This is a genomic window from Allofournierella sp. (assembly GCF_017889395.1).
GTDB lineage: Bacteria > Bacillota > Clostridia > Oscillospirales > Ruminococcaceae > Allofournierella.
Window position 1 is genome coordinate 14,276 of the sequence record NZ_JAGHKE010000015.1, and the last position, 15,577, is coordinate 29,852.

Below are 15,577 nucleotides of genomic sequence, written 5' to 3' on the forward strand. Positions count from 1 at the left end.
GGCGGCAGGGGTCATTTCAGCCCGATCTGGGCCGCGTATTCCAGAATCAGCTCCCGCTCCAGGAAGGGGGTCTTTTTGCCCATCCGGTCCCGGTAGGTCTCGTGGCCCTTGCCGATCACCGCGATCAGGTCCCCCTTCTGGGCATGGTCCAGCGCGTAATGCAGCGCGTCCAGACGGTCCGGGATCTCCACATAGGGCACATCCGGGTTGCCCTGGGCGATGCCGATCTTGATGTCCTTGATGATCTGGTCCACCGATTCAAAGCGGTTGTTGTCCTCGGTGAGGATCAGGAAATCCGCCTTGCGGCTGGCCACCTCGCCCATGCCGTAGCGGCGCAGACGGCTGCGGTCGCCGCCGCAGCCGAACAGCACCACCAGCCGTTTGGGCTCATAGGCCCGCAGGGTGGAGAGCAGGCTCTCGGCACCGGCCTCGTTGTGGGCAAAGTCGATGAGCACGGTGAAGTCCTTGCTCACCGGCACCAGCTCCACCCGGCCCTTGACCGAGATGTTCATCAGTCCGTCGTGGATGGCGTCATGAGCAACACCCAGCACACGGCCCACCGCGATGGCGGCCAGGCTGTTGTAAACGCTGAACTCGCCGGGCATGTTCACCTTCACATCCATATCCTCCCGGCCGGACACATGGAACCGGATGCCCAGGAAGTTCTCCTCCCGCAGCAGGTGCAGGTCACTGGCCCGGAAGTCGGCCTCGCGGTGCATGCCGTAGCTGACCAGCTTGCAGGTGTGGCCCGCCAGCAGGGTGCTGCAGTTCTTGTCGTCCACATTCACCACGCCCACATCGCACCGGCGGAACAGCTGGCCCTTCCAGGCCCGGTATTCCTCAAAGCTTGCGTGCTCGCCGGGGCCGCCGATGTGGTCCGGATACAGGTTGGTGAATACGCCCACCTTGAAATGGATGCCGGTGACCCGATCCATCATCAGGCCCTGGCTGGAGACCTCCATCACCACGCTGTCGCATCCGGCGGCCAGCATCTCGGTGAACATCTTCTGCAGCTCGTAGCTTTCCGGGGTGGTGTTGACCAGCGCCCGATTCACGCCCGGGTAGGCCACGCCGTTGGTGCCGATAATGCCGCACTTGTGGCCGCCCGCGTTCATCACGGAATGGATCATGTGGGCGGTGGTGGTCTTGCCCTTGGTGCCGGTCACGCCGATGGTGATCAGCTTTTCGGCGGGCCGGCCGAAGTAGTTGCAGGAGAGCAGCGCCAGCGCCCGGCGGCTGCTTTCCACCTGCACCACCGTCACGCCCTGGGGCAGCTCATCCAGCTTGTGCTCGATCACCAGCACCGAAGCGCCCTGCTCCGCCACATCCATGGCGTAGTCGTGGCTGTCCCGGTTGGTGCCCACGATGCACACAAAGGCCCAGCCGGGCTGCACCTTGCGGGAATCGTAGGCGATGTCCACCACCTCGGTGTCCAGGCTGCCCTGCACCAGCGTGTAGTCCAGCCCATTGAGCAGTTCTTGTAATTTCATGGTAAAATGCCCCCTCTGCTTGATTTGGGATCAATGCGCAGCGGGCATGCCCACCTCGGGCAGGCCCCTGCTTTTTATGTATGCGCCCGGCGGCGCGGCCTTGCCGCTTTTCGCCGGGGCGGTGTGAGGCTCAGCGCTTCACAAAGTATTCCTCGTACCAGGTCAGGAACATGAACACGCACCAGATCTGGCGCCAGTTGTCCCGCTTTTCGCTCATGTGTTGGTCCAGCATTTTGGTCAGCTCACGGGTGTTGAAGAACTTTTCGGCGGATTCGCTCTGGAACTTTTCCCGCACGATGGCCGCGTATTTTTCCTCCCGCAGCCAGGCGCGCACCGGCACCGGGAAGCCCAGCTTCTTCTTGTCGGCGGTCTTTTCCGGAATGCTCCGGGCCGCCGCGCCCCGCAGAGCCATCTTGGTGTGGTCCGCGTCCGCCCGGCACTCCACCGGGATGTGCCGCGCCACCTCGAAGACCTCCTTGTCCAGGAAGGGCACCCGCAGCTCCAGGCTGTTGGCCATGCTCATCTTGTCCGCCTTTAAAAGGATATCGCCCACCATCCACAGGTGCAGGTCGGTGTACTGCATCCGGGTCACCGGGTCCTGCCCGGCGGTCTTTTTGAAATACGGTCTGGAAAGATCGGTCGGCTTTTTGCTTCCGGTATAGTGTTTCAGCAGCTGTTTTTTGCGCCGCTCGCCCATCAGGTTGGTGTTGCCGATGTAGCGCTCCTCCAGCGGGCGGGAACGCCGCACCAGGAAGTTCACACCGTGCACCGGGGGCAGCTTTTCCGCCACCGCGCCAATGGCCCGCCGGATGGGCAGGGGGATGTGATCGTACCAGGAGACGGTAAAGGGCTCCTTATAAATGTTATAACCGCCGAAGAACTCGTCCGCGCCCTCGCCGGACAGGCAGACCTTTACCTGCTTTGCCGCCTCCCGGTTCACGAAATAGAGGGCCACGCTGGCGGCATCCGCCAGAGGCTCGTCCATGTGGTACTGGATGCGGGGCAGGTTCTCCCAATACTCCTCCGGCTCGATGCGATAGGCGTAGTTCTTCACGCCCATGAACTTGCTGAACTCGGCGGCGTAGTCGGTCTCGTCGTACTGCTTGTTGGCAAAGCCCACGGTGAAGGTCTTGTCCACATGAGCAAGGTAAGCCATGTAGCTGGAGTCCACGCCGGAGGAAAGGAAGGACCCCACCTCCACGTCGCTGATCTTGTGGGCGGCCACGCTCTGGCGCATGACCTCCTCCACCCGGCTCTCCCAGTCGGAGAGGGTCTTGCCCTCTTCCGGCTCAAAGCGGGGCTCCCAGTAGCGCTTCACGTTCACCTCGCCCGCCTTCCACAGCAGGCTGTGGGCAGGCAGCAGCTTTTTCACGCCTTTAAAGAAGGTGTCCTCCCCTGGGGAATACTGATAGCTGAGATACAGCTCCAGCTGGCTCTGGTTCAGCTCCTTTTTGAAGCCGGGATGGGCCAGAAAGCTTTTGATCTCGCTGCCGAAGAGCAGTTCGCCCTCGTCGGTGAGGTAGTAGTAAAAGGGCTTGATGCCGAAGTGGTCCCGGGCGCAGAACAGGGTCTGCTCGGCCTCGTTCCAGATGGCAAAGGAGAACATGCCCCGCAGCTGGGCCAGCATGCCCTCGCCCCACTCCTCATAGCCGTGGAGCAAAACCTCGGTGTCCGAGTGGTCGGTGGAGAAGGTGTGGCCCGCCTCCACCAGCTGAGCGCGCAGCTCCATGAAGTTGTAGATCTCGCCGTTGAAGACCACGGCCAGGTTTTTATCCTCGTTGAACATGGGCTGGGCACCGCCCGCAAGGTCGATGATGGACAGCCGCCGGTGGCCCAGCGCCACCCCGCTGCCGAAATAACTGCCCTCGCCGTCCGGCCCGCGGTGGGCGATGGCGTCGGTCATTGCTTTCAAAATCGCTTCACGCCCGGCGCGCATGCCGGTAAAGCCAACAATTCCACACATGATGTGATAGTCCTTTCCCTCATATGGGCAGAGTAGCCCAATTATTTTCTTATTATACTACATTAAGGAACGGTTTAAAAGCATTGCTTTTGTTTGACAATTCATAAAGAAAAGAAGTAAAATAGAATGGCTTATGAGCAACACAAAATAAGCCAATAATTTGGAAAGTTCAGGTGAAATTAAAACCTATGGAACAGATCCTTCCCGTGCTGCTGGGCAGCGACGCCAACGTTTACGGCATGGCCCGCAGCTTTTATATGGAATACGGCGTGACCAGCCTTGCCATCGGCAAGGGCGCGCTGGCTGCCACCGCCAACTCCAAGCTGGTGAAGATGGCCGTGGTGGAGCCGAATCTGGAAAACGACGCGGTCTTCGTGAAGACCCTGCAGGCCTTCGCCGCCGCCCACACCGGCCGCACCCTGGTGCTGGTGAGCTGCGGCGACAACTACACCGGTCTGATGGCCCGTAACCGCTCCGCTCTGGAGGGCCTTTACAAGTTCGCCTGCCCCACCCCCGAGCTGGTGGAGCAGCTGGACACCAAGGAGTATTTCTACCAGGCCTGTGAGGCCCACGGCCTTGCCTACCCCAAGACCTTCGGCTGCACCAACCAGAACTGGAAGACTGTGGAGCTGCCCTTCGAGTTCCCCTGCATCATCAAGGCCAGCAACAGCGTGGCCTACTGGAACTGCCGCTTCCCCCACAAGAAGAAGGTCTTCGTGGCCTACAACCGGGAGGAGTACGAGGCCATCTGCGCCGCCATCTACTCCTCCAGCTACCAGGACAACCTGGTGCTGCAGGAATACATTCCCGGCGACGACAACTGCATGCGGGTGCTGAACTGCTATTCCGGTAAGGATCACAAGGTCCACCTGATGGCGCTGGGCCGTCCCCTGCTGGAGGAGCAGACCCCCGAGGGCATCGGCAACTACGCGGCCATCCTGTCCATCAAGGACGAGGAGCTGATGGGCCGGATGAAGGCCTTCCTGGAGGACGTGGGCTGGGAGGGCTTCTCCAACTTCGACATGAAGTACGATTCCCGCGACGGCCAGTACAAGCTGTTCGAGATGAACCCCCGCCAGGGCCGGTCCAGCTTCTTTGTGACCGCCAGCGGCTACAACCTGGCCAAGTGGCTGGTGGAGGACGTGGTGGAGAACAAGCCCCAGGGCCTGACCATCGCCGACACCCGTCATTTGTGGATGATCGCCCCCGCCGGCATCATCAAGAAGTACCTGAAGGACCAGGAGCTGCTGGCCGAGGTACGCAGGCTGATGAAGGAGGGCAAGGTGACCCACCAGCTGTTCTGCAAGGAGGACTTCACCCTCAAGCGTGCCATCTGGTATGCCAAGAACCAGCTGAACAACTACCGCAAATACAAGCGCTATTTCGGCAACAAGAGCCTGCGGGACTGACCGGGCGGAAAGGGAGGCACTATGTGCGGATTTGTGGGCTTTGCCAGTGCAAAGCATAACGCCGAAGAGGCAAAAAAGACCATCAAGCAGATGGCGGACCTGATCGCCCACCGCGGGCCGGACGGCGAGGGCTTTTATGTGGATGAGCAGGTGGCTCTGGGCCACCGGCGGCTGTCCATCATCGACCTGGAGGGCGGCAGCCAGCCCATGTTCAACGAGGACGGCAGCATCGTCATCGTGTTCAACGGCGAGATCTACAACTTCATGGAGCTGCGTGCCCAGCTGGAAGCCGCCGGGCACACCTTCGCCACCCATTCCGACACCGAGGTGCTGATCCACGGCTACGAGGAATGGGGCAGCGGCCTGCCCGCAAAGCTGCGGGGCATGTTCGCCTTCATCCTGTGGGACAAGGCAAACGAGACCCTGTTCGGCGCGCGGGACATCTTTGGCATCAAGCCCTATTACTACTACAACGAGGGTGGTCACTTCATCTTCGGCAGCGAGATCAAGGGCTTTCTGCCCCACCCTGGCTTCAAAAAGGAGCTGAATGAGGAGCGTCTGCCCGAGTACCTGTCCATCGAATACATCCCCAACGAGGAGACCATGTTCAAGGGCGTGTACAAGCTGCCCGGCGCGCACATGTTCACCTGGAAGAAGGGCGAGCTGAAGGTGGAGCGGTACTACGACATCCGCTACCACGTGGACGAAACCAAGAGCCTGGAGGACTGGGAAAAGGCCATCACCGAGACCTTCGCCGAGAGCGTGAAGGTACACCAGATCGCCGACGTGGAGGTGGGCTGCTTTTTGTCCTCCGGCGTGGATTCCAGCTTCGTGGTGAACGAGGTATCCAAGGGCACCCCCAAGGTGAAGAGCTTCAGCGTGGGCTACGAGGAGGAAAAATACTCCGAGCTGCCCTATGCCCAGGCCTTCAGCAAGGAGATCGGCGTGCCCAGCATCGCCAACAAGGTGAGCGCCGACGAGTTCTTCGAGGCCAACAAGACCATCCAGTGGTATCTGGATGAGCCCATGCCCAACCCCAGCGAGGTGCCGCTGTACTTCCTGACCAAAAACGCCGCCCGCTATGTGAAGGTGGTGCTGTCCGGCGAGGGCGCCGACGAGCTGTTCGGCGGCTATCCGCTGTACTGCGCGGCTCATCACTTTGAGGAGTACGAGCACAAGACTCCCCGCTTCCTTCGCAAGGCCGCGGGCGCGCTGGCCGGTGTTCTGCCGGACTTCAAGGGCAAAAACTTCCTGATGCGGGGCGCCAAGGAGCCCTGGCAGCGGTGCATGCGGGCCAATTACGTATTCGCCACCCCCGCCGAGCGGGACAAATACCTGAAAAAGCAGTACCACAAGAAGACCCCCGAGGAGTTCTTCAAGCCCTACTTTGATGCCTCGGCCGGTCTGGACGAGCCCACCCAGCTGCAGTGGGTGGACATTCACACCTGGATGCTCTACGACATCCTGCTGAAGGCGGACCGGATGAGCATGGCCAACAGCCTGGAGCTGCGGGTGCCCTTCCTGGACAAGGAGATGCTGGAGCTGGCGCTCTCCATCCCCGCCCGGTACCGGTCCAGCAAGACCGAGACCAAGATCGCGCTGCGCCGTGCGGCCCTCAAGCAGCTGCCGGAGAGCGTGGCCAAGCGCAAGAAACTGGGCTTCCCGGTGCCGCTGAATGACTGGCTGCGGCAGGACAAATACTATGCCATGGTGCGGGAGAAGTTCGAGGGCGAAGTGGCCGAAAAGTTCTTCAACGTGCCCGAGCTGCTGCGCCTGCTGGACGAGCACAAGAGCGGCAAGAACGGCGGCATGACCCAGATCTGGAGCTTCTACAGCTTCATTCTGTGGTACGAGCAGTTCTTCGTGCTGCGCTGATTTTTCCCTTTCAACATCACACGCAAAAAAATCCCCGAGGATCGCTCCTCGGGGATTTTTCTATGTGTTTTACTGCTGTTTCACTCAGGCCAGGATGGGCTTGAGGGCCTCGGCCAGGGCGTCCTTCTGGGCCTGAGCCTCTTCCAGGTCCTTGCCCAGGGTGGTGAAGTAGGTCTTGATCTTGGGCTCGGTGCCGGAGGGACGAACCACCACGGTGGCACCGCCTTCCAGCGCGTAGATCAGCACGTTGGACGCGGGCAGATCGATGGTCTCGGTCTTGCCGGTGGCCAGCTCGGTGCGGGTACCGGTCTGGTAGTCGGACACAGTAACCACCTTGTAGCCTGCAAACTCCGTCGGGGGCTCCTGGCGCAGCTTCTGCATGATGCCGGCCATCTTGTCCATGCCGGACAGGCCCGGGAACTCGTAGCTGTCCACCTTGTTCAGGTAGCGGCCGTATTCCGCGTAGATGCGGTCCAGCTCTTCCTTGATGGAGGAGCCGATGCTGCGGTAGTAGGCGGCCATCTCGCAGATCAGCATGCTGCCGATGATGGCGTCCTTATCCCGCACATAGCTGCCTGCCAGGTAGCCGTAGCTCTCCTCGAAGCCGAAGATGAAGCGCTCCACCTGCCCGGCGGCCTCCAGACGGGCGATCTGGTCGCCGATCCACTTGAAGCCGGTGAGCACGTTGCGGCACTCCACGCCGTAGTGGGCGGCAACCACGTCCGCCAGCGGGGTGGACACGATGCTCTTGACCATAACGGGGTCCCTGGGCATGGTTCCGTTTTCGATGCGGGCCTTGCAGATGTAGTCCAGCAGCAGCACGCCCACCTCGTTGCCGCTCAGCAGCTCATAGCTGCCGTCCTTGCAGCGCACGGCGATGCCCACGCGGTCGGCATCCGGGTCGGTGGCCAGCATCAGATCCGCGCCGGACTTCTCGGCCAGCTCCAGACCCAGGCGCAGCGCCTCGAAGATCTCCGGGTTGGGATAGGGGCAGGTGGGGAAGTTGCCGTCCGGGTCCTTCTGCTCGGGCACGATGGTGATATCGGTGATGCCGATGTCGCCCAGAACGCGGGTCACGGGAACCAGGCCGCTGCCGTTCAGCGGGCTGTAGACCAGCTTCAGACCGGCGGTCTTGCACAGGCCGGGGCGCACGCTGCGGCTCTCGATGGCCTGGTACAGGGCTTCGTAGCAATCCTCACCCACATACTCGATCAGACCGGCAGCCATGCCCTCCTCAAAGGACATGGTCTTGGCGCCGCTGAGCACGTCGGTCTTCTGGATCTCGGCGTAGACCACATCGGCGGCCTCGTCGGTCATCTGGCAGCCGTCCGGGCCGTAGGCCTTGTAGCCGTTGTACTTGGCGGGGTTGTGGCTGGCGGTGACCATGATGCCCGCGTTGCAGTTGTAGTAACGGGTGGCAAAGCTGAGTGCGGGAACCGGCATCAGTGCCTTGTAGATGCGCACCTTCACGCCGTTGGCGGCCAGCACCTCGGCAGCAGCCTTGGCAAACACATCGCTCTTGATGCGGCTGTCGTAGCTGATGGCCACGGTCTGGGTGCCGCCCTGGGTCTTGACCCAGTTGGCCAGGCCCTGGGTGGCCTGACGCACCACATACACATTCATCCGGTTGGTGCCCGCGCCGATCACGCCGCGCAGACCGGCGGTACCGAACTTCAGCGACACGGCGAACCGGTCCTTGATGGCCTCGTCGTCATCCTTCACGCTTTCCAGCTCGGGCTTCAGATCCGGGTCGTCCAGATCAAACGCCAGCCAGCGCTCGTACTCATTTTTATACATTGCACACACCTGCTTTTTGTTTATTTCGACACTTTTTGTATAAAGTATCTATCATCTTTATTCTAATGGAGTCTGTGCGAAAAGTCAATCGAGCCGTTTGTTTTTGTGCAAGCAAACAAGTTCATCGCTTTAAAATGCCGCATTCTTCACAGAAGCTGCGCCTTGTGCATTTCTCCCGCTGGAAGTATACTAAAAAGGAACTGAAATTTTTGAAAAAACGGAGCGGATGGCATGTTTGCAAAAGTGAACAGCTTTGGCGTGCGGGGCCTGGCAGGCTTCGCCGTCACGGCAGAAGCGGATATCAGCGGCGGATTGCCCCAGCTTTCCATTGTGGGTCTGCCGGACAGCGCGGTCAAGGAGGCGGCGGACCGGGTGCGCAGCGCGGTGAAGAACCTGGGCTTTTCCTGGCCCTCCAGCCGGATCACCGTGAACCTGGCCCCGGCAGACGTGCGCAAAACCGGCCCCCTTTACGACCTGCCGGTATTTCTGGCTCTGCTGTGTGCCGCCGGGCAGCTGCCCGCGCCCGGGGCGCATCAGGCCTTTATCGGGGAACTATCGCTGGACGGCGCGCTGCGGCCGGTGCAGGGCATTCTGCCCATGGCGCTGGCAGCGGCGGAATACGGGGTGACCGAGCTGTTCGTGCCCACCGAAAATGCCGCCGAGGCGGCCACGGCCGAGGGCCTGACGGTTTACGGCGCCGACACCGCCCGTCAGGTAGCGGACCATCTGCGGGGCGAAGCGCAGCTGACCGCCGCGGTCTGCCCACCCTTCTCGGGCCAGGGGCACACCGGAGGGCTGGACTTTTCCGATGTGCGCGGCCAGCTGATGGCCCGGCGCGCGCTGGAGATCGCCGCCGCGGGCGGGCACAACGTGCTGCTCATCGGCCCGCCGGGCACCGGCAAATCCATGCTGGCCCGCCGCCTGCCGGGCATCCTGCCTCCCCTCACCCGCCCCGAGGCGGTGGAGTGCACCAAGATCTATTCGGTGGCCGGTCTGCTGCCCGGAAACAGCGGCCTTTTGACCCAGCGGCCCTTCCGCAGCCCCCACCACAGCGTGAGCGCCCCTGCCCTGGCGGGCGGCGGCGCACAGATCCGCCCCGGCGAGGTGAGCCTTGCCCACAATGGGGTGCTGTTTCTGGATGAGCTTCCGGAATTCCACCGGGATGCCCTGGAGGTGCTGCGCCAGCCCCTGGAGGACGGGGTGGTCACCGTGAGCCGGGCCTCCGGCAGCGCCACCTACCCCAGCCGCTTCATGCTGGTTGCCGCCATGAACCCTTGCAAGTGCGGGTATTTCGGCCACCCCACCCGGCCATGCACCTGCCCGCCCAGCGCGGTGGAGCGGTACCGCCAGCGGATCTCCGGCCCGCTGCTGGACCGGATCGACCTGCACGTGGATGTAAGCCCCGTGGCCTACGACGAACTGAGCGCCGAGGAGCCGGGCGAATGCAGCGCCGCCATTCTGGAGCGGGTGCTGGCCGCCCGTGCAGTGCAGCTGGCCCGGTTCGAGACCACCGGCGTGACCTGCAACGCCCATTTGCCCAGCCGGGCCCTGCGCCAGGTCTGCCGCCTGGACGATGCTGCCGCCGCCACCCTGCGGGCTGCCTTTGACCGGCTGGGGCTTTCCGCCCGGGCCCACGACCGCATTCTGAAAGTGAGCCGCACCATTGCCGATCTTTCCGGCAGCAAAACCATCGGGGCGGCCCACGTGGCCGAGGCGCTGCAATACCGCAGCCTGGACCGGAAATACTGGTACGACAAATAAAGCCGCACCGCATCATTCGCGCCGAAAGGCTCAGGCAAAATAAGGAGAACCCATGAAAAACACTACCCTTTGCTACATTGAACAGAACGGCTGCTACCTGATGCTTCATCGGGTAAAAAAGCACCAGGACCCCAACGCCGGCAAATGGATCGGCGTGGGCGGCAAGTTTGAGGAAAACGAAAGCCCGGACGAATGCCTGGTGCGGGAGGTAAAGGAGGAGACCGGCCTGACCCTCACCCGCTGGCGCTGCCGGGGCATCGTGACCTTTGTATCCGACGAATGGCCCACCGAGTACATGCACCTGTTCACAGCGGACGGCTTTGAGGGCCAGCTCGCCGACTGCGACGAGGGCGAACTGGCCTGGGTGAAAAAGGAGGATGTGCCCGCACTGCGGCTCTGGGAGGGCGACCGGGTCTTTCTGGATCTGCTGACGAAGGAGGAGCCCTTCTTTCTGCTCAAGCTGATCTACCGGGGCGAAGCGCTTGCCGGGGCGGTTCTGAACGGCCGGACGCTGGCGCTGTGACCATTTTTAAAGCAAAACAGGTTGTTGTGTAAGTTATCGAAAACTTTTCCGTATATCCTTTCATTTTTTATTGACTTTTAACACAAAACGTACCATAATGAAGGTAACAGGTCCCCTGCACATTATTTGGAAAGGTGGTTGCTTTCAGTTATGAGCGTTGAGAAAACTTATTTTGATAAAATCGCGGAGTATGGTCAGCTGGTCATCATTTCCGGTCCCAGCGGCGTAGGCAAGAGCACCGTCATCACCAACTACATTGCAGAGCATCCCAATGCCTGCAAATGTGTTTCCGTGACCACCCGGCCCCCCCGGCCGGATGAAGAGGACGGCGAGGACCACTACTTTATGTCTCATCAGGAGTTCGAGCAGCTGATCCGTTCCCAGCAGCTGCTGGAATATGTCTACCGGGGCCAGAACGGCTACGGCACCCCCAAGAACGCAGTGGAAAAGCTGCGCCGGGCGGGCCGCAACGTGATTCTGGATGTGGATGTGGTGGGCGCCACCAAGATCCGCACCCTCTGCCCGGATGCTACCCTGATCTTCATCATGCCTCCCTCCTGGGAGGAGCTGGAGCGCCGCCTGCGCTCGGATGCCACCAAGACCGAGGAGAAGATCCGCTCTGAGCTGGAAACCGCACAGGAAGAGGTTCTGTGCGCCGGTCAGTATGATTACATTCTGATCAATGATACCGTGGAAAAGACCGTGCGCCGCCTGGGCCAGATCATCCACGGCAACCGTTACAGCCGCAACAGCATGCGCGCCTTCCTGGAAAGCTACATCGAGAGCGAGCTGGCACCCCAGTCCGATCTGGCGGACGAGATCCTCTCCATCGGCCGGGACTAAGCTTCTCTGTCATTTCCCGCAACACATAAGAAAGCCCCCGGAGGTTTCCGGGGGCTTTCATTTTTGCTTCAACGCGGCATAAAAATTCCCCGCCGGAAAGAATTTCCGGCGGGGTTCTTGGTTTACTCAGTAATGTATTCCATATCCAGCGCTTCGCCGTTCAGGGTAACCGACTTCACCTGGGAAAGATCCAGGATCTCGTTGAACATGCTGTTTAGTGTCACGCCCTCATCGGAAACCGAGGTACCGGCGGCGGAGGTCTCCACCTGGGTGCCGTCCTGCAGCTGGATGGTGATTTCCGGCATGGGCATCTCGCTGCCCATATCCCACATATCGCCGCTGCCGCGCACGGTAAGCGCCACCGGGGAGATGGTCACGCTCTCCACGCTCCAGCCGCCCAGGTCCAGATTCAGCTTGCTCTGCAGCCGCTCCTTCACCTGCTCCAGCCGGAAGGTGGTGGACCACTCGCCCTGAGTCAGGGACTCATAGGTGGTGCCGCTGTAGACCAGCTCCATGTCGCTCACATCCCGGTCCTCGGGCAAAAAGAGCACATATTCATTGGTGGCGGTATACTGCAGCTCCTGGCTCAGCTCGGTGCGGGGACCGATGTTCAGCTCCAGAACCGGCAGGTCCAGAATCTGACCCGAGGCGTCCTGCAAACGGAAGCCAATGCTGTTCACACCGCCCAGCACACTGTCGGTATTGTACTGAATGTGCAGCTGGTTGCCGATCTTGGCGGCGGCGGCCACACTGGCCCAGTCCACGCCATCGATCTTCAGGCTTTCCGCCCAGGGCTCCAGCACCGGCACCTGGCCGGAATCCTTCAGCTGATCGATCTCCTCCAGGCTGATCACTTCGTTTTCCATATCGCCCGAAGCCGCCATGCTGCCCATGACCAGCCCCTCCTCGGGGGCTGCATATTCCGCAGCCGGACCGCTGGCCAGCAGCTCGCTCACCGTGTAGCCGGTGGACTCATCGCTCACCTGCTGCTCACCGCTGAGCAGCGAGCGGGCGCTCACGGTGATCTTTTCCCCTGCATCGGCGTCGCCGCCCATGCCCTCCAGCCGCAGGATAGCGGTCTCGGTGGTCTCGTCGTAGCTCACCACGTGAGCAAACGCCATGCCCATGTCCTCGCTGATCTTGCAGTCCATCAGGCGTACAGTATCGCTCACGCGGCCCTGCCCGGTGGTATCCTGCAGGCTCAGGAACGCCACGGCCACGCCGCCGTCGTTCACCGCGCCCAGCACCTCCATGCGGATGCCCTGGTCCTCGCTCACCTCATTCACCGGCTGCAGAATGGCAATGGTGTCCTCCGAGAGGCCTTTCAGGCTTTCCCGCAGCTCCGGCGCAGCGGCCAGCGTACCGGCGCTGAGCACCATGACCGCGGCAAAGCTTGCTGCCACCGCCAGCACACGGCGCATCGGGCGGCGGCGCGGCGTTACGGTCAGGCTGGGCCTGCACTGGGCCAGGATAGCATTCTTTTGGGAAGCATCCAGTTGGATGCTTCCCAACTCGCGATCGATCGCGAGGCGGATGGTATCGTCGCAGCGTTTGTCGTCAAAGATCCTCATACGGCCCTCCCTCCAAACGTTTTTTCAGCAGCTCCCGCGCCCGGTGAAGCCGGATGCTCACAGTGGACTGAGGCGCGCCCAGAATGGCGGCGATCTCGCCCACCCGCAGCTGCTGATAATAGTGCAGAAGGATGACCTCGCGGTATTTCGGCTTCAGGGCCATGATCTCCTGGATCAGGCGGCCCTCCTCGGAACGGGGCTCCTGGCCCGCGGGCAGTTCAGGGTACTGGTCCACCAGATTGACCCGCCGCTTCCAGGCACTGCGCAGATAATCCTTGCACACATTCACGGTGATCTTCATCACCCAGGCCTTTTCCGCCGCCGGATCCGGGATGGCGGGCCAGGCCCGATAAATTTTCACAAAGGCGTCCTGCACAGCGTCCTGAGCCAGATGCACATCCCCCAGATACATGCAGCAAAGCCGCAGCATTCCGTTGCCGTATTCGTCCACCAGCCGCTCCATCTGCTGCTGGGTGCATGGGGTCTGCGAGGCCACAAAATCACGCTCCTTCTTGAGCGCCTCCATTCTACAAACGATACCTGCGCCCTGAAATATTTCAAATTTCAAAAAATTCTTGCGATTTTCTTAAGAAAATCGATACCTCTTGGTTACAACTTCGAAACATGCCATAATACACGGCAGCCCCAGCTCTGCACAAAGCAGAGCCGGGGCCTCGATGCCCGGTCTGTCCGGGTATTTATGTTGCTATTATACCAGCTTTTCGCCCTGTTAACAAGCGCAAGATTACAGCAGTACCAGCTTGCCGTCCTGCACGTCCAGCTTTGCGGTGCCGGTGAGGGTGCCTGCCACAAAGCGCTCGGCCAGGGGGTCCTCCACCTGCTTGCGGATCACCCGGCGCAGGTCGCGGGCGCCGAACTTCACGCCGCCGCACTCCTTCACCAGCTGCTCCAGAGCGGCGGGGGTATACTCCAGCGCCAGGCCCTTGTCGGCCATGGGCTGGCGGTACTCGTCCAGCATCAGCCCGGCAATGCGGCACAGGCTCTGCTCGTTCAGCGGCTTGAAGGCCACGATCTCATCCACACGGCCCAGGAACTCCGGCCGCAGGAAATCGCCCAGCGCTTTCATCATCTTGTTCTCGCTGATCTGCTCGGCGCTCTTGTTGAAGCCGGTCTCGCCGGTCTTCTCGGTGCTGCCCGCGTTGCTGGTCATGCAGATGACCGTGTTCTCAAAGTTCACGGTGCGGCCCTGGCTGTCGGTGATGCGGCCCTCGTCCAGGATCTGCAGCAGGATGTTCAGCACATCCGGGTGGGCCTTTTCGATCTCGTCGAAGAGCACCACGCTGTAGGGACGGCGGCGCACCTGCTCGGTGAGCTGGCCCGCCTCGTCGTGGCCCACGTAGCCCGGAGGGGCGCCGATCAGACGGCTGACGGTGTGCTTCTCCATATACTCGCTCATGTCAAAGCGAATCAGCGGGTCCACCGAATCAAACAGCTGGTTGGCCAGCTGCTTGACCAGCTCGGTCTTGCCCACGCCGGTGGGGCCAACAAACAGGAAACTCGCCGGGCGGCGGCGGCCGGACAGGTCTGCCCGGGCTCGCTTCATGGCGCGGGCCACCGCACTCACCGCCTCATCCTGGCCGATGATGTGCTTTTTCAGCTCGGTCTCCAGGTTCACCAGCTTGGCGAACTCACTCTCCTGCACCTTCACGGCGGGGATGCCGGTCCACAGCTCGATGACCTTGGCCACGTCCTCCATCTCCACCTGGATGCCCCCGGCCTTCAGCTCCAGGGCGGGCAGCTCCTCCCGCAGGCGGGCCAGATCGGTCTTGATCTGGGCCAGACGGGCGTAGTATTCCTCGGCCTGGCCTTCGCCCTCGCCGGACTGCTCCGCCGCCAGCTCCTCGGCCTCCAGCTCGGCGATCTTTTTGTGGGTATCGGCCAGCTGGCTGATCTCCGGGTGGCGCAGGTTGCAGCAGGCGCAGGCCTCGTCCAGCAGGTCGATGGCCTTATCCGGCAGGAAACGGTCTGAGATGTAGCGCTCGCTCAGGTTGACCACCGCGGCCACAATGGCCTGGCTGACCTCCACGCTGTGGTGCTTCTCGTAGTATTTCTTGATGCCGCCGATCACCTCGATGGCCTGGGCCAGGCTGGGCTCGCCCACCTTGACCGGCTGGAAGCGGCGCTCCAGCGCCTGGTCCTTCTCGATGTATTTGCGGTACTCGGCAAAGGTGGTGGCGCCGATCACCTGGATCTCGCCGCGGCTGAGGGCGGGCTTCAGAATGTTGCCCGCGTTCATGGCGCCCTCGCTGTCGCCCGCGCCGGTGATGCTGTGGATCTCGTCGATGAACAGGATCACGTTTCCGGCGCTCTTCACCTCGCTGATG

General features: G+C 61.7%; 11 protein-coding genes. 5 read left to right on the top strand and 6 right to left on the bottom strand.

What is annotated here, in order from left to right; genetic code table 11:
- Positions 1 to 11 precede the first annotated feature (11 nt).
- Both J7G73_RS03155 and asnB (J7G73_RS03160) read right to left on the bottom strand, forming a co-directional pair.
- A complete protein-coding gene (locus tag J7G73_RS03155; RefSeq protein WP_291245194.1) occupies positions 12 to 1,490 on the bottom strand; it encodes a UDP-N-acetylmuramoyl-L-alanyl-D-glutamate--2,6-diaminopimelate ligase in 1,479 nt (492 codons plus the stop codon).
- A gap of 130 nt (positions 1,491 to 1,620) precedes the next feature.
- Positions 1,621 to 3,453 (bottom strand): asparagine synthase (glutamine-hydrolyzing), encoded by a 1,833-nt coding sequence (asnB, locus tag J7G73_RS03160; RefSeq protein WP_291245195.1) that lies wholly within the window; start codon positions 3,451 to 3,453, stop codon positions 1,621 to 1,623.
- Positions 3,454 to 3,641: 188 nt separating this feature from the next.
- On the opposite strand from asnB (J7G73_RS03160), the gene J7G73_RS03165 reads away from it, so the two are divergent.
- Together J7G73_RS03165 and asnB (J7G73_RS03170) are read left to right on the top strand one after the other, a co-directional pair.
- Positions 3,642 to 4,862, top strand: coding sequence for an ATP-grasp domain-containing protein (locus J7G73_RS03165; protein ID WP_291245196.1), 1,221 nt, complete (start codon positions 3,642 to 3,644; stop codon positions 4,860 to 4,862).
- Positions 4,863 to 4,883: 21 nt separating this feature from the next.
- Entirely contained in the window at positions 4,884 to 6,737 is a 1,854-nt protein-coding gene (gene asnB, locus J7G73_RS03170) for an asparagine synthase (glutamine-hydrolyzing) (RefSeq protein WP_291245197.1), read from the top strand.
- An 84-nt stretch (positions 6,738 to 6,821) separates the two neighbouring features.
- Here asnB (J7G73_RS03170) and J7G73_RS03175 read toward each other — a convergent pair whose 3' ends face one another.
- On the bottom strand, positions 6,822 to 8,534 hold the full coding sequence (locus tag J7G73_RS03175; RefSeq protein WP_291245198.1) for a phospho-sugar mutase: 1,713 nt from the start codon (positions 8,532 to 8,534) through the stop codon (positions 6,822 to 6,824).
- Positions 8,535 to 8,765: 231 nt separating this feature from the next.
- Here J7G73_RS03175 and J7G73_RS03180 point away from each other — a divergent pair, with 231 nt between their 5' ends.
- The 3 genes from J7G73_RS03180 (at position 8,766) to gmk (ending at position 11,661) form a co-directional block, all read left to right on the top strand.
- Positions 8,766 to 10,295 carry a YifB family Mg chelatase-like AAA ATPase gene (locus J7G73_RS03180; RefSeq protein ID WP_291245199.1) on the top strand — a complete coding sequence of 510 codons (1,530 nt, stop codon included), beginning with the start codon at positions 8,766 to 8,768 and terminating at the stop codon, positions 10,293 to 10,295.
- 52 nt (positions 10,296 to 10,347) lie between these two features.
- On the top strand, positions 10,348 to 10,818 hold the full coding sequence (locus J7G73_RS03185) for an 8-oxo-dGTP diphosphatase (protein ID WP_291245200.1): 471 nt from the start codon (positions 10,348 to 10,350) through the stop codon (positions 10,816 to 10,818).
- A gap of 150 nt (positions 10,819 to 10,968) precedes the next feature.
- Positions 10,969 to 11,661: a guanylate kinase gene (gene gmk / locus J7G73_RS03190; RefSeq protein WP_291245201.1), complete on the top strand. Its 693-nt coding sequence runs from the start codon at positions 10,969 to 10,971 to the stop codon at positions 11,659 to 11,661.
- A gap of 122 nt (positions 11,662 to 11,783) precedes the next feature.
- Here gmk and J7G73_RS03195 read toward each other — a convergent pair whose 3' ends face one another.
- The 3 genes from J7G73_RS03195 to J7G73_RS03205 all read right to left on the bottom strand — a co-directional run.
- Positions 11,784 to 13,232: a DUF4179 domain-containing protein gene (locus J7G73_RS03195; RefSeq protein ID WP_291245202.1), complete on the bottom strand. Its 1,449-nt coding sequence runs from the start codon at positions 13,230 to 13,232 to the stop codon at positions 11,784 to 11,786.
- The gene (locus tag J7G73_RS03200) at positions 13,219 to 13,728 is read right to left on the bottom strand and encodes a sigma-70 family RNA polymerase sigma factor (protein ID WP_291245203.1); all 510 of its coding nucleotides are present in this window, start codon (positions 13,726 to 13,728) and stop codon (positions 13,219 to 13,221) included. Before J7G73_RS03200 ends, J7G73_RS03195 begins: the two co-directional genes overlap by 14 nt.
- Positions 13,729 to 13,977: 249 nt before the next feature.
- Positions 13,978 to 15,577: AAA family ATPase (locus J7G73_RS03205; RefSeq protein WP_291245204.1), on the bottom strand; the 1,600-nt coding region annotated here is incomplete at its 5' end.